Below are 17167 nucleotides of genomic sequence, written 5' to 3'. Positions count from 1 at the left end.
TCAACAACCTCGGTGTCGTCCCCGCGGAGGGGCGGCGCTACTTCCCCGCCGATCCGCCCTTTGCGCCGCCAACCACAACTCCCGCCTTCCTCTCGATCGGCTTGATCGCGGCGGTGAAATCGGACTCGGCGCCTTCCGAGCCGATCACGGTCTCCCATAGCCGCCCGACCGCGTCGGCAACCTCCATCGATAGGCCGAGTTGCTTCATCTCCTCCAGCGCCAGCCGCACGTCCTTCACCATCAGCCCCGTCGCGAAGCCGAAGTCGAACGTGCGCGGCAGCACCGCGCGCGGAAATTTGTCGCGGCTCGCCGTGTTCATGCCGGAGCCCGCATTGATGACGTCGATCATCACGGCGGGATCGAGCCCTGCCTTCACGCCCATCACCACCGCTTCCGAGGTCGCCACGATCGCTGTAGCCGACAGGAAATTGTTGGCGAGCTTCATGGTCTGCGCCGCGCCGGGCTTCTCGCCGATGAAGAACACTTTTCCGATCACGTCGAGCGCGGGCTTCAGCAGCTCGAACTCGGCCCTAGGTCCTGACACCATCACCGCCAGCGTGCCCTTCTCGGCGCCGCCGACGCCGCCGGAGACGGGGCAGTCGATCTGCACGATGTTGCGTTCGGCCAGAAGGGCGTGGATCTTCTTTGCCATCGTCGAGCCGACGGTCGACAGATCGATGAAGCGTTTTGCGCGGCTTCCCTCGATCACGCCGTTCGCTCCCGTTGCGACGTCGAGTGAAGCCTGCAGCGAAGGCAAACTCGCCATCACGGTCTCGACCTGATCGGCGACGTCCTTCGGCGACGCCGCCGCAGTCGCGCCGCGCGACACCAGCTTGTCTGCGACCTCCTTGCGCGTATCGAAGACGACGAGCTTGTGTCCCGCCTCGATCAGCCGCCGCGCCATCGGGAAGCCCATGTTTCCGAGCCCGATGAATCCGATGTCCATGGTGTTTCCTTTTGGTGGTTGTTGCTCCATCCCCGCTGTCGTCCCGGACAAGCGCGCCCAAAGCGCGCGCCGATCCGGGACCCATAACCCCAGGGAGGAGTTGTGGCGCGTAAGGCTAGCTCCGAGTCCCCGCAACCACGTGGTCCTGTGGTTGATGGTGTGGACGGCCCCTACGGCATCAGTTGTGCCAGAATGAGGTTGTCAAAGACCCATTCACAGGAGCCGTCCATGAGCCAGATTATCCGCATTGGGATGGATACGTCGAAGCATATTTTTCAACTCCATGGCGTTGACGCTTCGGAGCAAGTGGTGTTGCGCAAGCGGCTGAGCCGCAAGGCGATGCTGGAGTTTTTTACCAAGCTGCCGGCGACGGTGATTGTGATCGAGGCTTGCGGGGCGGCGCACTACCTGGCGCGGGAGCTTGGCAAGCTAGTACCCACTTTTCTTGGAACGTGAGTCGTGATTCAAGGTCGGGATGATACCCGAAGCAAGAGAAGTCCACCTTTCGAGGAAAGATCGCAAGGTGCTTGAGGCGTGCTGTCGCTCACCGGTGACGTTGCAGCGCGATTTGAAGCGGGCGCGGATAGTTCTGTTGGCGGCGGATGGGCGCAGCACCCGGTCGATCGCCAAGGAAGTTGGGGTCCAGCCGCGGATTGTCAGCCTTTGGCGGCATCGCTATGCCGACCATGGCCTTGAAGGGCTGCAAGACAAGCCGCGGCCTGGCAAGCAGCCGATCTATACGAAGACGACCGACAAGCGGATTCTGAAGCTGCTGGATAAGCCGCCACCGCAAGGGTTTGCGCGCTGGACCGGCCCCCTGCTGGCCGAGGCGCTGGGCGATGTCGATGTCCAATATGTCTGGCGGTTCCTGCGCAGCCACAAGATTGACCTGGTGGCTCGCAAGTCCTGGTGCGAGAGCAACGACCCGAACTTTACGGCCAAAGCCGCCGATGTTGTCGGCCTCTATGTCGCGCCGCCGGCGAAGGCCATTGTGCTGTGCGTGGACGAGAAGCCCTCGATCCAGGCTTTGGAGCGAGCGCAGGGTTATCTGAAGTTGCCCAATGGCCGCGCCTTGACCGGCCAAAGCCACGATTACAAGCGGCATGGCACCACAACATTGTTTGCGGCGCTCGAAGTCGCCACCGGAAAGATCATCGCGACCCATTCAAAACGCCGGCGCCGCGTCGAGTTTCTCGATTTCATGAACAGCGTCACCGCGGCTTTTCCGAACCGCAAGCTTCACGTCATCCTCGACAACCTCAACACCCATAAAAAGAACGAGGACTGGCTCAAGGCCCACCCCAACGTGCAATTTCATTTCACGCCGACAAGTGCGTCATGGCTCAATCAGGTCGAAGTATGGTTTTCCATCTTGCAGGGGCAGTCGCTCAGCGGCACCTCCTTCACGAGCCTCAAGCAGCTTCAGGAACACATCGATGCCTACGTCAACGCATACAACGACAGAGCCGAGCCCTTCGTCTGGACCAAGAAAAAGGTCCGTCAACGCCGTTTCAAAGGCCGCCGTATCACTCAGCTCTGATTCCGGGTACTAGTGCACACGGTCAAGCTGATCGCGCCGCAGCTGGTCAAGCCTTACGTGCCGCGCAACAAGAACGACGGGCGCGACGCGGAAGGACTGTGTGAGGCGGCGAGCCGGCCGCGGATGCGCTACGTTCCGGTGAAGACGGCCGAGCAGCAGGCGGCGCTGATGCTGCTTGGCGTACGCGAGCAATTGGTCGCGCGTCGCACCCAGCTCTCCAATACGATCCGCGGTCATGCGGCGGAGTTCGGTTTGATAGCAGCCAAGGGGCTGGACAAGCTTGCCGCGTTCCTGGCGACGATCAAACAGGACGATCGTGTTCCAGCGCTGGCTCGCGAGCTGTTTGCAATGCTTGCCCGCCAATATGACCAGGTGCAAGTCGAGCTGAAGGCGGTCGAGGCCAAGCTTGTGGCCTGGCACCGTGCCGATGCCATGAGCCGGCGATTGGCACAAATCCCGGGGGTCGGTCCGGTCACCGCTGCGGCACTGGTCATGAAGGCGCCAGATCCGCATGCCTTCCGCTCAGGAAGACTGTTCGCGGCCTGGCTCGGCTTGACCCCCAAGGACCATTCCACTGCGGGAAAGACCAGGCTCGGCAAGATCACCCGCGCTGGCGATGAGAGATTGCGTCAACTGCTGGTGGTCGGGGCGACCTCGGTGGTCAAGCAAGCGATGGCGAAAGATTCCGGTCCACATTGGCTCGTCGAGCTCTTGAAGCGCAAGACACCGAAGCTTGCCGCAGTGGCACTCGCCAACAAGATGGCCCGCATCGCCTGGAAGCTGATGACGACGGCACAGGAATATGACAGCGCGCGGCTGAATGCCCGAGCCGACCAAGCGCCAGCCGCCGCATAGTTGAGAGATTCGGCCGACCGGCGGGTTCACCCACCGGCCGAACCGGAGCTGCAAGAGCAGAGGAGATGGTGCGATCGATCGACCGAAGATGCGAGCAAATCCGTGGGACCCATTGGCCGATCAAGGTCGCGTGGTTGATTGGAGCTCGTGTCGCGGAAACCATCTTGGCCAGCGGTCTAACACGCCGAACCAACAGGCCGGACATATGGATGCAAGCGATCCGATCAAAACCTTCACAAAGCTCTTGTGCCACGGAGGCCGTCCACATATGGGTCCCGGATCAGCGCTACGCTTCGCTTGTCCGGGACGACGGAGGTGAGGGCGTTGCGTCCCTCACTCACCGCACGCCCCTCACGCCTTCCCGTCGATCTCCGCGAACACCTCGCGCGCGATCCGGAAGCTGTCGACCGCGGCCGGCATGCCGCCGTAGATCGCGACCTGCATCAGGATCTCGCGGATCTCCTCGCGCGTCACGCCATTGGTCAGCGCACCCTTGAGATGTGCGCGAAACTCGTGCTGGCGGTTGAGGATCGCGATCATGGCGATGTTGAGCATGCTGCGGGTCTTGCGCGGCAGCTCGTCGCGGCCCCACACCGTGCCCCAGCAATATTCGTTGAGCATCTCCTGGAACGGGCGGTTGAAATCGTCGACGTTCTTCAGGGCGTTGTTGACATAGGCTTCGCCCAGCACCGCTTTGCGGACTTCCAGGCCCTTGTCGTGCATCTTCTTGTCCATGGCGTTTCCTTCGTGTCCCTCAGGGATGGCGCGCGGAAATTACGGGGTTGCGCCGGGCCAGTCACGTCCTCGTGTTATGCGGGAAAAGGGGGTTCTCCCGTACAGGAACGGATGCCTCAGTGCTGCCGTTGTGATAGGCTCTTCTCTACCGGGCAACCTGGAGAGCTGATTGAACGGCGTCACCCCCGACCCGTCAGACCCGATCCGCAGCAGTGATGCGCTGTCGCGGCTGAAGCTGGCGCAGGCCCTCGATCGGGCCACTTATGCCATCGCGTGGGAGCGTGCCTGGCCCAATGTGGCGCGCCTTCTGACCGTCGCCGGCCTGTTCCTAGTGGTGTCCTGGGCCGGTCTCTGGCTGGCACTGCCGTTCATTGCCAGGGCTATCGGTCTCGCCCTCTTCGCCGCGATCGCGGCCGCCGCCCTGTTCCCGTTGCTTGGCTTCCGCTGGCCGAGCCGCGCGGAAGCGCTCGCCCGGCTCGACCGTGGCTCCGGCATCCGTCACCGCCCGGCCACGACGCTCACGGACACGCTGACCTCGCAAGATCCGGTCGCGCAGGCGCTGTGGCAGGCGCAGCGCGAGCGTACGCTGGCGTCCCTCAAGCGCATCCGCGCCGGTCTGCCGCACCCGCGACTCGCGCTTCACGACCCCTGGGCGTTGCGCGCGCTGGTCATGGTGATGCTGGTTGCGACCTACTTCGCCGCCGGCGACGAGCGTGCGATGCGGCTTGGCGCCGCCTTCGACTGGAACGGGGTGCTGGCGCCGAGCAATGTTCGCGTCGATGCCTGGGTCACGCCGCCGCTGTACACCGGCAGGCCTCCGGTCATTCTGTCGGCCGCCAACAAGGAAGCTGCGGCCCTGCCCGCCAGCGGTCCGCTCGCCGTTCCCGCCGGTTCGACCCTGATCGTGCGCTCCTCGGGCGGCAGCCTGGATGTCGCCGTCTCCGGCGGCCTCAAGGAGGTTGCCCCCACCGAAGCCAGCCCCAAGGGGACCAACGAAAGGCATTTTGCCATCTCCGGCGACGGCACGGCGCATGTCCGCGCGCCTTCCGGCCAGCCGCAATGGGCGTTTGCGGCAACGCCGGATCGGGCGCCGACGATTGCACTCGCCAAGGACCCGGAGCGCCAGGCGCGCGGCGCGCTCCAGCTCGCCTACAAGATCGAGGACGATTACGGCGTCACCGGCGCCGAGGCGAAATTTGCCTTGCGTTCGATCGATGCCCGGGATGGGGCCAAGGACGACGCCAAGGGCGGGGCGAAGGCTGCTCCCGGCGATAAGGCTGCTGCCGGCAATGGCGACACCAGGACGGCTTCGCGTCCGCTGTTCCAGCCGCCGCACTTCCCGCTCGCGCTGCCGAATGCGCGGACCCGCAACGGCGTCGGACAGTCGGTGAAGGATCTCAGCGAGGATCCCTATGCCGGCGCCGAGGTCACGCTGACCCTCACGGCCAAGGACGAGGCCGGCAATGAGGCCACAAGCGAACCGTTCAACATGCGCCTGCCCGAACGGCTCTTTACCAAGCCGCTGGCCCGTGCACTGATCGAGCAGCGCCGCATTCTCGCGCTCGACGCCAACAAGAATTCGGACGTGTATGCCGCGCTCGACGCGCTGATGATCGCGCCCGAGATGTTTACGCCGGAGCCCGGACAATATCTCGGCCTGCACAGCGTTGCGCGACAGCTCGAGGCCGCACGCACCGATGATGCCCTGCGCGAGGTCGTGGCGAGCCTGTGGGCGCTTGCGGTGACGATCGAGGACGGCAAGATCTCGGATGTCGAGAAGGCGTTGCGCGCGGCTCAGGACGCGCTGAAGCAGGCGCTGGAGCGCGGTGCGAGCGACGAAGAGATCAAGAAGCTGACGCAGGACCTGCGTCAGGCGCTGAACGACTTCATGCGCCAGCTCGCCGAGCAGTTCCGCAACAACAATGACCCGCAGCAGCTGGCGCGGCCGCTCGATCCGAACACCAAGGTCCTGCGCCAGCAGGACCTGCAGAACATGATCGACCGGATGGAGCGCCTGTCGCGCTCCGGCGACAAGGATGCCGCCAAGCAGTTGCTCGAGCAGCTCCAGCAGATGCTGGAGGGCCTGCAGATGGCGCAGCCGGGGCAGTCCGGCGAGAGCGACATGGAGCAGGCGCTCAACGAGCTCGGCGACATGATCCGCAAGCAGCAGCAATTGCGCGACAAGACCTTCAAGCAGGGTCAGGATTCCCGGCGCGATCGCTCGCGCGGCAAGCAGCAGGGCGATCAGTCCATGTCGGAGCTGCAGCAGGACCAGCAGGGGCTGCGCGACCGCCTGAAGAAGCTGCAGGACGAGCTTGCCAAGCGCGGCCTCACGCAGAAGGGCGAAAAAGGGCAGAAAGGCCAACAGGGACAGAAGGGTCAGCAAGGGGACCAGGGCCAGCCCGGCCAGAACGGCGATCAGGACGGCGACCAGGGCGATGGCGATGGCAGTCTGGACGCCGCCGACGGCGCCATGGGCGATGCGGGATCAAAACTCGGCGAGGGCAATGCCGACGGCGCCGTGGACTCGCAGGGCAAGGCGCTCGACGCGATGCGCAAGGGTGCGCAGAAAATGGCCGAGGCGATGCAGCAGGGCGATGGCGACGGCCAGGGCGACGGCCCCGGCCAGCGCGCCGGCCGCCAGCAGAGCGGCGGCAACCAGACCGACCCGCTGGGCCGTCCGCTGCATGGGCGCGAATATGGTGACGATTATACGGTCAAGATTCCCGGCGAGATCGACACCCAGCGGGTCCGCCGCATTCTCGAAGAGCTCCGCCGTCGTCTCGGCGATCCCTCGCGCCCGCAGATCGAGCTCGACTATATCGAGCGGCTGCTGAAGGAGTTTTAACTCCACACTCGGTGTCATCGCCCGGCCTTGACCGGGCGATCCAGTATTCCAGAGACCGGCGTTGAAGAGCTCGCTCTTGCCACATCCGCCGCGGCGTACTGGATGCCCCGGTCAAGCCGGGGCATGACAGGGGAAGTGTAGCCGCCGCGCTAGCCCTTCTTTGCCGCCAGCGCATCCGCCACGGCCGTGCGGATGTCGGGGACCGAGAACGGCTTGGTCACGACATCATGCACCAGCGCATTCAGGTTCGAGGCGCGCTCGCGCTGGTCGGCAAAGCCGGTCATCAGCAAAATGGTCAGATCAGGGAAATCGCGGGCGGCGGAGAGTGCCAGCGCGATGCCGTCCATGACCGGCATCTGGATGTCGGTGAGCAACAGATCGAAAGCGCCGTCCTCGCGGATCAGGATCTCCAGCGCCTCGGCGCCGTCCTGGGCGGTGACGGTCTCGTGGCCGTCCATGGCGATGGCGCGCGCCACCAGCTGGCGCATCGAATCCTCGTCGTCGGCGATCAGGATTTTCGGCATGAGACCAACCTTGGGATCAACCTTCCGTGCCGGACCTCGAGCATGATCCGGAAAAATGCGTAGCGGTTTCCCGCAAAGATCATGCTCCAACAAATGGCCTGATCGGTTATACGCTGCCGCCGGCAATGTCGCGCCGGTTGAAGAAGCGAACGTCGATATTGCGGCCCTCCGGCGGCGGCGAGGCCAGGCGCGAGCGGAAGAAGGCGCGCTCGCCGGGCCGCAGCACCGTCTGTTCCAGCACCGTATTCCAGGCGTAGATCTCGGCTCCTTGGGCGTCGCGCACGGCAAAGCGCAGCCGCGGGATGTCGTGCGGCTTCTTGCCCTCCCCGACGATCACGCCCTCGATCACCAGCACCTGCTTACCGTCTACGGTCTCGCTGGAGAGCTTGACGTCCTTGAAGGCCAGGCCGCGCAGATTCACCTCGAGCCCGACCATCTTGTAGAATGCCGCGGTCTGGGGCAGCAGCCGCACCACGTCGCCGCGCCAGACCATAAGGGCCAGTACCAGCGCGCCCATCGCGGTGCAGGCGGTCGGCAGGCCAAAATAGGATCTCCGCGGAGCCGTGGTGGAGACCGGGCGGCTCACCCGTGCGCCGCGGCGGCGGAACAGGCCGCGGAACCAGGACTGGTGCTGCGCGCCGGCGGTCTCCTCTTCGGCCTGACGGGCTGCCGCTGACCATTCGTCCTCGGTCTCGCGAACCTCTTCATCCGGCCAGTCGCTGGCGATCGACGGGCTGTCGACGACAGGCGCATTCGCGGCGCCGTCGTCCTTGGCATAGGAGTTCCATTGCTCGGCGAGGTCGGACTGGTCGTCGGCTCGGCTGGCAGCGGCCATGGCCGGAACGGACGCCTCCTCGATGGCATCCTCGGCATGGGCGATCCAGGTCTCCTTGCAACGGGAGCAGCGGACCGCCCGTCCGTTGGCCCCAAGGCTCGCGAGCTTGATGGCGTAGGATGTCATACAATGGGGGCAGACGATATGCATGGACGAGCCTTGATGCATGAACGAGGTCTTGGACGAATCTTGACGATCAGCCGGTGGCGGCGAACCGGGCGGCAGGGATGCTGCCAACTATGCTACTGGCCGACCGTTAACGAACCGGAAACCATAACGGCGGCAAAACCCGTTGATCGCGCGTGGCGGAGCGCCGCAGTGCGACCCGCGCCCCCTCTCGAACGGAGCTGAGCTTGGTTCGGTTCGAAAATGTCGGATTGCGTTACGGTCTGGGGCCGGAGATCCTGCGCGATCTCAGCTTCCAGATCCCGGCGCATTCCTTCCAGTTTCTCACCGGACCGTCCGGCGCCGGCAAGACGTCTCTGCTGCGCCTGCTGTTTCTGTCGCATCGGCCGACGCGGGGCCTCGTCACTCTGTTTGGCCACGACATCTCGCAGCTCGGCAAGGACGAGATCGCGGACCTGCGCAAGCGCATCGGTATCGTGCTCCAGGATTTCCGCCTGCTCGACCACATGACGACCTATGAGAATGTCGCGCTGCCGTTCCGCGTCATGGGCCGCAGCGAGTCGAGCTACCGCAAGGAGGTGATCGATCTCCTGCGCTGGGTCGGCCTCGGCGACCGCATGGATGCGTTGCCTCCGATCCTGTCGGGCGGCGAGAAGCAGCGCGCGGCGATCGCACGCGCCGTGATCTCGCGGCCGCAGCTGCTGCTCGCGGACGAGCCGACCGGCAGTGTCGACCCGACGCTCGGCCGGCGCCTGCTGCGGCTCTTCATCGAGCTCAACAAGTCAGGCACCGCCGTCATCATCGCCACTCACGACATCGGCCTGATGGACCAGTACGAAGCACGGCGGCTGGTGCTGCACCAGGGACGGCTGCACGTCTATGAGTAGGACCGACGAGCGCGGCGTGCTGGTCGATCTCGGGCAGGAGCGTCCGCAGCTTCCGGCCAGGGCACGCAACATGTCGCCGATCGTGCCGCGCGCCTCGATCCATGGCAGAGCGCTGGTCGCCGTCGTCGCTATCATGAGCTTCCTCGCCTCGATGGCCACGGGTACGGTGCTGCTGGTGAGTGCCTCCGCCGCCGAATGGCAGTCGGACGTCGCGAGCGAAATCACCATCCAGGTTCGTCCGCAGGCCGGCCGTGATCTCGATCGCGACACCGCGGCCGTGACGGAGGCGATGCGCACGCAAGCCGGCATCGTCGAGGTCAGGCCGTTCACCAGGGAGGAGAGCGGCAAGCTGCTCGAGCCCTGGCTCGGCACCGGCCTGTCCATGGACGATCTGCCGGTGCCGCGCATGATCATCGCGCGCGTGCAGCCGGGCACGCCGCTCGATCTCGGCGCCCTGCGCGCGCGCGTGACGCAGGTCGCGCCGGGCGCCAGCGTCGACGATCACCGTGCCTGGATCGAGCGCATGCGCTCGATGACCAACGCCATCGTGCTGGCCGGCCTCGGCATTCTCGCACTTGTCATCATCGCCACCATCATCTCGGTTTCGTTCGCGACCCGCGGCGCCATGGCGGCGAATCGTCCGATCGTCGAGGTCCTGCATTTCGTCGGCGCCGGCGACCGTTACATCGCCAATCACTTCCTGCGCCATTTCCTCAGGCTGGGCCTGGAGGGCGGCGTGATCGGCGGCGGCGCCGCCATGCTGATGTTCGGCTTCTCAGAGTCCATCGCAGGCTGGTTTTCCGGTACCCCCGTCGGCGACCAGTTTGCCGCGCTGCTCGGCACCTTCTCGCTGCGGCCATCCGGCTACATCGTGCTCGCGATCCAGGCCGTGCTGATCGGCGGCATCACCGCGGTGGCCTCGCGCCAGACGCTGTTTGCGACATTGAATGATGTCGATTGAGCTCTTTTCTTCCCTTCTCCCGTTACAAGCGGGAGGGGGTGACCGAGCAGCCATTCGCAGGACTCCACTTCGCCTCAAAACGTCTTAAAATCGCTTCAGGGAAGGGATCACTGATATCGCATGAGCTCGCCGACCGACGATCGATCGCCGAAACTGCCGCGCGGCTGGCTGCGCGCGACAATCGTGTCGACGATCGCGCTTGCCTTCGTTGCCGCGGCCGCAGGCTTCGTTGCATTCCTGTCGCATTTGCGCGGCGCCGAGACGGTGCCCGACCGCAAGGCCGACGGCATCGTGGTGCTGACCGGCGGCTCCTCGCGGGTATCGGACGCGATGGAGCTGCTCGCTGCGGGCTACGGCAGGCGGCTCCTGATCTCCGGCGTGCATCCGACCTCGAGGGCGAGCGACATCTCACGGACCTTGCCGGAGAACCAGTCCTTCATGACCTGTTGCGTCGACCTCGACCGCACCGCGCTCTCGACCCGCGGCAACGCAGCGGAAGCGCGGCGCTGGGCCGAGGGGCGCCGGTTCAAATCGCTGATCGTGGTCACTTCCAACTATCACATGCCGCGCGCGCTGGTGGAATTCTCGCATGCGATGCCACAGATGACGCTGATCCCGTTCGCGGTGGTCGGCGACAAATGGCGCGAGGAGCCGTGGTGGACCTCGGGATCGACGCTGCGGCTGCTCCTGTCGGAATATATCAAGTACATCGCGGCCGAGCTCAGGGTGCGGCTGGAGCATTTCGGGATTGACCTCTGGCCCGAGATATCGGAGCAGCCTGCAGGTCAGCAGCCGAAGCGGCCCGCTACCGCACAGGCCAATTGATCGGACTATCGATGTTCCCAATTTTTCTGCGCTCGCTCGTTTTCAACGTGTTGTTCTACGCCGTGTTGGTGTGCCTTGCGATCGTGGCGCTGCCGACCTTCGCATTGCCGCCGCGCGCCATGCTGACGGTGGCGGAATGGTGGGCCAAGGCAACGCTGTTCCTGATGCGCGTGGTCTGCAATATCAAGGTGGAATTCCGCGGTGCCGAGAACATCCCGAAAGGCCCGCTGCTGATCGTGGCAAAGCATCAGTCGTTCTGGGAGACCTTCGTGCTGCCGGGCTTCTTCAATCGGCCGATCTTCATCCTCAAGCGCCAGCTCATGCAGATCCCGGTGTTCGGTCAGTTCCTGGTCAAGACCGGGATGATTGCGATCGACCGCAATGCCGGCGTGAAGGCGCTGCTGGAGATGACGCGGCGGGCGCGCGAGGCGGTGCGCAGCGGACGCCAGCTCGTGATCTTTCCGGAAGGCACGCGCCGGGCGCCGGGCGCGCCGCCCGACTACAAGACCGGCTTTGCACAGATCTATTCGTCGTGCGGCGTGCCGTGCCTGCCGATCGCGCTCAACTCCGGCCTGTTCTGGCCCCGCCGCACCTTCATGCGCTACCCCGGCACGCTGGTTGTGGAGTTTCTCGAACCGTTGCCGCCGGGCCTGCCGAAGGACGAGTTTCTCTCCCGCGTGCAAGCCGCGATCGAGGACGCGACCGGCCGCCTCGTCGAAGCCGGCCGCAGGGAGCAGGAGCAATTGATCGGCTCGGCGCCGAGCTACGCGCCAACGGGCGGCTAGCGATCTTCGTTCGGAGCCGCGGCGTGCAGCGAATGCGCATCACCATGCAGCATCAATACAAGCTGATGCAGCTGCACGTCGCGAAAGCCTTCGGCCTCGATCGCCTTCACCGTCGCGGTCACGTAATCGCGATTGGCGCCAGACTGGCCGTGGCCCTGGACGACATGACGGTGCTGCTCGGCGAGCGACAGCCGGCCGGCATATTGCGCATGGCCGCGGTCGACGACGTAGGCGAGTGCAGAGACGCGCTGGCGCGCATCGTTCTCCAGCCACACCGAACGCATCACCTCGCGATAGACCGAGGTGACCTGCTCGCGTGCGCGCAAGTACGCGACGACGTCGGCACGGTTTTTCTCGGCGACGCGGAAGGCGATGCCGCGGCAGGCGCCGCCGCGGTCGAGCCCGAGCACCAGGCCAGGCTTTTCCGGCGTGCCGCGATGCACGAACGAATAGACGCAGAGCGCGCGATGCTCGCCGACCAGCCGGGCCGGGATGCGTTCCTCGAACTCGAAGCCCGGCCGCCACATCAGCGAGCCGTAGCCGAACACCCAGAGGTCGCCCTTGGCGGTGGTGACGGAAGGGACGGTGATTTCCGACATTTCGGGCACGGCTACCAGAACCATGCCCCGAAGCGAAGCGAATTCTCCGCCTTTCGTCGCAGGTCGTCCCCGCTTACATTTGCCAAAATCCGGGATCAAAGGGTCGCCGCATGTCCAATATGACCGTTGCCGCAGGCCGTCGCTCCCGTTGGGGCCTTTTCATCGCACCCGTTCTCGTCCTGATCCTCGCGGTCGCGTGGAGCGGTTTCTGGTTCTACGCGGCGTCGCAGGCCGAAATCGCCGCAGACGCCTGGCGGGCGCAGGAGGCCAAGTCCGGCCGGATCTATGATTGCGCCAAGCGCTCGATCGCGGGCTTCCCGTTCCGCTTCGAGGTCCAGTGTTCCGGCGCCAGCGTCGCCCTGGTGTCGCAGAACGCGAGCAAGACGCCGTTCACGGCGAAGCTCGACAACATTCTGGTCGTCGCCCAGGTCTATGATCCCAAGCGCATCATCGCCGAATTTTCCGCGCCGGCGACGCTGATCGACGGCATCACGCAAAACACCTTCACGGTCAATTGGAGCAAGGGCCGCGCCAGCGTGGCCGGTCTGCCTGCCGTGCCGGATCGCGCCTCCATCGTGTTCGACGACCCCCCACCCTCAACCGTCTCGACGGCAGCGTGCAGGTGCCGCTCGCGCAGGCCAAGCAGATCGAGCTGCACGGGCGCCTCGCCGAGGGATCTTCGTCGGATCGTCCCGTGATCGAGACCGTGCTGCACGTCGCGCAGGGCAGCATTCAGGGCGTGCATCCGCTGCTCGCCGAGCCGTTCGCGGCAGACACCCGCGCCAAGATCACCGGCCTTTCCGATCTCACGCCAAAACCCTGGCCGGAGCGCTTCCGCGAGATCCAGGCCGCCGGCGGCCATATCGAGATCGTCCAGTCGCGGATCCAGCAGGGCGAGATGATCGCGGTTGCCGCCGGCAAGCTCGGCCTTTCCGCCAACGGCCGGCTCGACGGCGAATTGCAGATGACGGTGACGGGCCTCGAGCGCGTGATCCCGGCGCTCGGCATCGAGAAGATGCTGGAGGAGGGCGTGCCACAGGCAACGCTCGACCGCGTCGCCCCCGGCGTGAAGTCGCAGGACCTCAACAATCTGTTCGGCGCGCTCGACCGCGCCGTGCCCGGTCTCGGCAAGGTCATTAAGCAGAACGCCAATGCCGGCGTCGCCGCCGGCATCAATTCGATCGGCACCGAGAGCACGCTCGAAGGCAGGAAGGCGCGAAGCTTCCCGCTGAAATTCGTCGACGGCGCCGTGCTGCTCGGCCCGGTCAAGGTCGGTCAGATCCCGCCGCTGTATTGAACGAGATACGCCCGGCCAAACACTCCGTCGTCATGCCCGGGCTTGTCCCGGGCATCCACGTCTTTCGTCAATCGCGGATGCGCGTGGATGGCCGGGACAAGCCCGGCCATGACGGAGAGAGCTACGGCTTCTTCAGCGCCGCGTGCGGCCGGCCGAAATCGGGTGCGGCCGAATCCTGGCCGATCTCGACGATGCCGCGGCGGATGGCGCGGGTGCGGGTGAAGTGATCGAACAGCGCCTCGCCGTCGCCGCGCCGGATCGCGCGGGTGAGCTTGGCGAGATCCTCGGTGAAGGTGCCGAGCATCTCCAGCACGGCTTCCTTGTTGGCGAGGAAGACGTCGCGCCACATCGTCGGGTCGGACGCGGCGATACGGGTGAAATCGCGAAAACCGCCGGCGGAGAACTTGATCACCTCGGATTCCGTCACCTGCGCCAGCTCGTCCGCGGTGCCGACGATGGTGTAGGCGATCAGATGCGGCAAATGGCTGGTGATCGCGAGCACGAGATCATGATGATCCGGCGTCATGATCTCGACCTTGGCGCCCATCGCCGCCCAGAACGCGCGCAGATGCTCCGTGGCCGCCGTCTCGGTGCCTTCCGGCGGCGTCAGGATGCACCAGCGGTTGATGAAGAGCTCGGCAAATCCCGAATCCGGGCCCGAATGCTCGGTGCCCGCGACCGGATGCGCCGGCACGAAATGGATGCCTTTCGGCAGATGCGGGGCCATGTCCCTGACCACCGCGCCCTTGACCGAGCCGACGTCGGAGATGATCGCGCCCGGTTTCAGATGCGTGGCGATCTCCTGCGCCACCGCTCCGCAGGCGCCGACGGGAATGCAGAGGATGACGAGATCGGCATCCTTCACGGCCTCCGCATTGGTCGCCACGACCCGATCGACGATGCCGAGCTCGGTGACCCGCGCGCGTGTCTTCTCCGAGCGCGCCGTGGTGACGATCTCGCCGGCCAGGCCCTGGAGCTTCGCAGCGCGCGCGATCGAGCCGCCGATCAGGCCGAAGCCGATCAGCGCGACGCGCTGGAAGTGTGGATCAGCATTCATTTGCCGCCCATGAAGTCGTGCAAGGCCTCGATCACGAGACGGTTGGCCTCCTCGGTGCCGATGGTCATGCGCAGCGCATGCGGAAGGCCGTAATTCTTCAGCGCGCGCAGCACGAGGCCCCGCTTGGTCAGGAAGGCGTCGGCGTCGTCAGCGGTCCTGCCCTTGTCGGTCGGGAAGTGGATCAGCACGAAATTGGCGACGCTCGGCGTCACCTTCAGTCCGAGCTTGCCGATCTCCTCGGTGAGCCGGTTGCGCCAGGTCTCGGTGAACTGCTTCGACATCGCCTGGTGCGCGGTGTCCTCGATCGCGGCGACCGCGGCATACATCGCCGGCGTCGACACGTTGAAGGGGCCGCGGATGCGGTTGACCGCGTCGATGATGTGCTCGGGGCCGAACATCCAGCCGATGCGCAGCGCAGCCAGGCCGTGGATCTTGGAGAAGGTGTGCGTCACCACCGTGTTCTCGGTGGTGGCGACGAGCTCGATTCCCATCTCGTAATCGTTGCGCGAGACGTAGTCGGAATAAGCGGCGTCGAGCACCAGCAGCACGTGCGAAGGCAGGCCGGCGCGCAGCCGCTTGACCTCGTCGAACGGCAGATAGGTGCCGGTCGGATTGTTGGGGTTGGCGAGCCAGACCAGTTTTGTCCGTGGCGTCACGGCCTTCAGGATGGCGTCGACATCGGCGGTGAGGTTGGTCTCCTGCGCGACGACGTTCTTGGCGCCGACCGCCATCGTCGCGATCGGGTAGACCAGGAAGCCGTGCGTGGTGGAGATCGCCTCGTCGCCGTGGCTGAGATAGGTGTGGGCGAGCAGGTTGAGGATCTCGTCCGAACCGGCGCCGCAGATGATGCGGTTGGGATCGAGCCCGAAAGAACGGCCGATCGCCTCGCGCAGCACGCGCGAGGTGCCTTCCGGATAGTCCTCCAGATGATCCGCCACGCGCTTGAACGCCTCGATCGCCTTGGGCGAGGGCCCGAACGGCGTCTCGTTGGCCGAGAGCTTGAACACCTTGCGGCCCGGCTCCGGCACCGGGCTCTTGCCGGGGGTGTAGGGCGCAATATCGAGAATGCCGGGATTCGGCACGGGGCGGGACATCTTCAACTCCGAAATGGCGAGGCGCGCGATTTACGATTTCGCCCCGGTCGGGGGCACCGTATAGCGCGTTGCGTGGCTGCCGACGAGGGCCGTGGAGCGCACCGAGGCCCCCGCCTCGATCAGGGCAGCCCTGATCTTGTCGATGCTGGTCGCGCTGGTGACCGAGACCAGCAGCGCCGCGCCATCGAAGGCGGTATCGGGCACCGCTACGATCTCGGCGAGCGGCGACAGGGCGCGCGCGACCTCGGCGTTCCACCCGGAGACGCGCACGCTGAAGGTCTCGACCTCCGTCACCAGGGCGCTGTCGGGGACGCGCGAGACCGCGAACACCGGCATCGCCGCCGGATGATCGGCACGTTCGACGAAGGGCATCCGCGCGATGATCTTCGGCGCGCCAGCTTCCTCCAGCGAGAGCCACCACGGCGTGCGGCTGGAGGTCGCCGAGACCAGCGCCAGGTCGCCCTTGGATTTCGCCACCGCTTCGACCGCGGCCTGCGCGCTGAAATGCGCGACGTAAGGCACCGTGAAGCCGAAATGGAAGCGCGCGGAGTCACGCATCGCCGGCTCGCTCACCGAGATGTCGGCATGCACGGAGAACGGCGCCTGCACATAAGTGAACGTCGAGATGATGACCCGCCAGATGCTCTCGACCGTATCGAGCGGCAGGATGCCGCGATGGCGCTGCACGATCTCGCGCATCATGGAAGCCTCGCGCGCGGGCCGGAACGCAGAGCCGACCTCCTGGGTCTGCTTCACCTGGATCAGGCGGTCGATGATGTCGCCGCGCTGCATCAGGAGGCGATGCATGCTCTCGTCGATCGCGTCGATCTCCTTGCGCAATTCCTGGAGCGATGGTGGCGCGGGCGGACGTTGGGTCATATCTGACTTGGACTGTTGAAGAGCTTGGACTGTTTAAGAGCTTGGGTTGTTGAGGGACGTTCCAATGCGGTTCGGCAAGACAACTCGCAAGGCCGTCACCGCTGCGATCAATCCTGATTAGGCAGTCGGGGCGGCGAAAGCAAAGAGAAATGACGGCCTTTTTGGCCGATGAGACGGAGACGAATTCGATCGATCCGGACCGTGACTTGACGAAAACCGCCCAAGACGGTAACTTTCGCCTGTTCCGTGGTCATTTGAGCCGGCCGGCTTGCAGCCACGTTAAAAAACTCGCTAAACAGGCCGGGGACGCTTCCGATCCCGGCCGAACCTATCGTTCAGGCCGGGTTTTTCATGGCCTGATTCCAGCGGCGGTC

At 65.2% G+C, this 17167-nt stretch carries 14 protein-coding genes, 3 pseudogenes and 1 riboswitch; of the genes and pseudogenes, 9 read left to right on the top strand and 8 right to left on the bottom strand.

Annotated elements, in window-relative coordinates; translation table 11 throughout:
• Nucleotides 1-37: 37 nt before the first annotated feature.
• Entirely contained in the window at nucleotides 38-946 is a 909-nt protein-coding gene (locus tag ABIF91_RS12275) for an NAD(P)-dependent oxidoreductase (protein WP_028182118.1), read from the bottom strand.
• A 228-nt stretch (nucleotides 947-1174) separates the two neighbouring features.
• Between ABIF91_RS12275 and ABIF91_RS12270 the strand changes: the two are divergent.
• The 3 genes and pseudogenes from ABIF91_RS12270 to ABIF91_RS12260 all read left to right on the top strand — a co-directional run.
• Nucleotides 1175-1378 (top strand): annotated as a pseudogene (locus ABIF91_RS12270) (IS110 family transposase); the annotation flags it as partial.
• A 43-nt stretch (nucleotides 1379-1421) separates the two neighbouring features.
• The gene (locus ABIF91_RS12265; RefSeq protein ID WP_026192128.1) at nucleotides 1422-2486 is read left to right on the top strand and encodes an IS630-like element ISRj1 family transposase; all 1065 of its coding nucleotides are present in this window, start codon (nucleotides 1422-1424) and stop codon (nucleotides 2484-2486) included.
• A 9-nt stretch (nucleotides 2487-2495) separates the two neighbouring features.
• Nucleotides 2496-3341 (top strand): annotated as a pseudogene (locus ABIF91_RS12260) (IS110 family transposase); the annotation flags it as partial.
• Between the two features lie 351 nt (nucleotides 3342-3692).
• Here ABIF91_RS12260 and ABIF91_RS12255 read toward each other — a convergent pair.
• On the bottom strand, nucleotides 3693-4076 hold the full coding sequence (locus tag ABIF91_RS12255) for a carboxymuconolactone decarboxylase family protein (protein WP_028178897.1): 384 nt from the start codon (nucleotides 4074-4076) through the stop codon (nucleotides 3693-3695).
• A 169-nt stretch (nucleotides 4077-4245) separates the two neighbouring features.
• Between ABIF91_RS12255 and ABIF91_RS12250 the strand changes: the two genes are divergently transcribed.
• A complete protein-coding gene (locus ABIF91_RS12250; protein ID WP_028178896.1) occupies nucleotides 4246-6924 on the top strand; it encodes a TIGR02302 family protein in 2679 nt (892 codons plus the stop codon).
• 149 nt (nucleotides 6925-7073) lie between these two features.
• On the opposite strand, the gene ABIF91_RS12245 is transcribed toward ABIF91_RS12250, so the two are convergent.
• Nucleotides 7074-7448 (bottom strand): response regulator, encoded by a 375-nt coding sequence (locus ABIF91_RS12245; RefSeq protein ID WP_424579173.1) that lies wholly within the window; start codon nucleotides 7446-7448, stop codon nucleotides 7074-7076.
• Between the two features lie 106 nt (nucleotides 7449-7554).
• The gene (locus ABIF91_RS12240; RefSeq protein WP_028178894.1) at nucleotides 7555-8433 is read right to left on the bottom strand and encodes an MJ0042-type zinc finger domain-containing protein; all 879 of its coding nucleotides are present in this window, start codon (nucleotides 8431-8433) and stop codon (nucleotides 7555-7557) included.
• Nucleotides 8434-8636: 203 nt separating this feature from the next.
• Here ABIF91_RS12240 and ftsE point away from each other — a divergent pair, with 203 nt between their 5' ends.
• The 4 genes from ftsE (at nucleotide 8637) to ABIF91_RS12220 (ending at nucleotide 11867) form a co-directional block, all read left to right on the top strand.
• On the top strand, nucleotides 8637-9296 hold the full coding sequence (ftsE, locus tag ABIF91_RS12235; protein WP_028178893.1) for a cell division ATP-binding protein FtsE: 660 nt from the start codon (nucleotides 8637-8639) through the stop codon (nucleotides 9294-9296).
• Nucleotides 9289-10257 carry a cell division protein FtsX gene (locus ABIF91_RS12230; protein ID WP_424579172.1) on the top strand — a complete coding sequence of 323 codons (969 nt, stop codon included), beginning with the start codon at nucleotides 9289-9291 and terminating at the stop codon, nucleotides 10255-10257. Before ftsE ends, ABIF91_RS12230 begins: the two co-directional genes overlap by 8 nt.
• 120 nt (nucleotides 10258-10377) lie before the next feature.
• A complete protein-coding gene (locus ABIF91_RS12225; RefSeq protein ID WP_028178891.1) occupies nucleotides 10378-11082 on the top strand; it encodes a YdcF family protein in 705 nt (234 codons plus the stop codon).
• A gap of 11 nt (nucleotides 11083-11093) precedes the next feature.
• Entirely contained in the window at nucleotides 11094-11867 is a 774-nt protein-coding gene (locus tag ABIF91_RS12220; RefSeq protein WP_028178890.1) for a lysophospholipid acyltransferase family protein, read from the top strand.
• Here ABIF91_RS12220 and ABIF91_RS12215 read toward each other — a convergent pair.
• Nucleotides 11864-12466: a gamma-glutamylcyclotransferase gene (locus tag ABIF91_RS12215; protein WP_028178889.1), complete on the bottom strand. Its 603-nt coding sequence runs from the start codon at nucleotides 12464-12466 to the stop codon at nucleotides 11864-11866. The two genes, ABIF91_RS12220 and ABIF91_RS12215, sit on opposite strands and share 4 nt — an antisense overlap.
• Nucleotides 12467-12576: 110 nt before the next feature.
• On the opposite strand from ABIF91_RS12215, the pseudogene ABIF91_RS12210 reads away from it, so the two are divergent.
• Nucleotides 12577-13763: pseudogene (locus ABIF91_RS12210) on the top strand (DUF2125 domain-containing protein).
• A 121-nt stretch (nucleotides 13764-13884) separates the two neighbouring features.
• Here the strand turns inward: ABIF91_RS12210 and ABIF91_RS12205 are convergent.
• The 3 genes from ABIF91_RS12205 to ABIF91_RS12195 are packed head-to-tail and all read right to left on the bottom strand — an operon-like array spanning nucleotide 13885 to nucleotide 16793.
• Nucleotides 13885-14820 carry a prephenate/arogenate dehydrogenase family protein gene (locus tag ABIF91_RS12205; protein WP_028178887.1) on the bottom strand — a complete coding sequence of 312 codons (936 nt, stop codon included), beginning with the start codon at nucleotides 14818-14820 and terminating at the stop codon, nucleotides 13885-13887.
• Nucleotides 14817-15914: a histidinol-phosphate transaminase gene (gene hisC / locus ABIF91_RS12200; protein WP_028178886.1), complete on the bottom strand. Its 1098-nt coding sequence runs from the start codon at nucleotides 15912-15914 to the stop codon at nucleotides 14817-14819. The genes ABIF91_RS12205 and hisC overlap by 4 nt, the downstream gene beginning before the upstream one ends.
• Before the next feature lie 30 nt (nucleotides 15915-15944).
• A complete protein-coding gene (locus ABIF91_RS12195; protein WP_028178885.1) occupies nucleotides 15945-16793 on the bottom strand; it encodes a chorismate mutase in 849 nt (282 codons plus the stop codon).
• Nucleotides 16794-17029: 236 nt separating this feature from the next.
• Nucleotides 17030-17109, top strand: a riboswitch (SAM riboswitch).
• Nucleotides 17110-17167: the final 58 nt, after the last annotated feature.

Origin of the sequence: Bradyrhizobium sp. USDA 241 (assembly GCF_049739505.1) — a bacterium.
Taxonomy (GTDB): Bacteria; Pseudomonadota; Alphaproteobacteria; order Rhizobiales; family Xanthobacteraceae; genus Bradyrhizobium; species Bradyrhizobium liaoningense.
This window is presented reverse-complemented; position numbering and strand designations above follow the sequence as displayed.

Coding starts and splice junctions, on each gene's coding strand:
- ABIF91_RS12275 (WP_028182118.1), bottom strand. CDS start 946: ATGGACATCGGATTCATCGGGCTCGGAAACATGGGCTTCCCGATGGCG.
- ABIF91_RS12265 (WP_026192128.1), top strand. CDS start 1,422: ATGATACCCGAAGCAAGAGAAGTCCACCTTTCGAGGAAAGATCGCAAG.
- ABIF91_RS12255 (WP_028178897.1), bottom strand. CDS start 4,076: ATGGACAAGAAGATGCACGACAAGGGCCTGGAAGTCCGCAAAGCGGTG.
- ABIF91_RS12245 (WP_424579173.1), bottom strand. CDS start 7,448: ATGCCGAAAATCCTGATCGCCGACGACGAGGATTCGATGCGCCAGCTG.
- ABIF91_RS12240 (WP_028178894.1), bottom strand. CDS start 8,433: ATGCATATCGTCTGCCCCCATTGTATGACATCCTACGCCATCAAGCTC.
- ABIF91_RS12230 (WP_424579172.1), top strand. CDS start 9,289: ATGAGTAGGACCGACGAGCGCGGCGTGCTGGTCGATCTCGGGCAGGAG.
- ABIF91_RS12225 (WP_028178891.1), top strand. CDS start 10,378: ATGAGCTCGCCGACCGACGATCGATCGCCGAAACTGCCGCGCGGCTGG.
- ABIF91_RS12220 (WP_028178890.1), top strand. CDS start 11,094: ATGTTCCCAATTTTTCTGCGCTCGCTCGTTTTCAACGTGTTGTTCTAC.
- ABIF91_RS12215 (WP_028178889.1), bottom strand. CDS start 12,466: ATGTCGGAAATCACCGTCCCTTCCGTCACCACCGCCAAGGGCGACCTC.
- ABIF91_RS12205 (WP_028178887.1), bottom strand. CDS start 14,820: ATGAATGCTGATCCACACTTCCAGCGCGTCGCGCTGATCGGCTTCGGC.
- hisC (WP_028178886.1), bottom strand. CDS start 15,914: ATGTCCCGCCCCGTGCCGAATCCCGGCATTCTCGATATTGCGCCCTAC.
- ABIF91_RS12195 (WP_028178885.1), bottom strand. CDS start 16,793: ATGACCCAACGTCCGCCCGCGCCACCATCGCTCCAGGAATTGCGCAAG.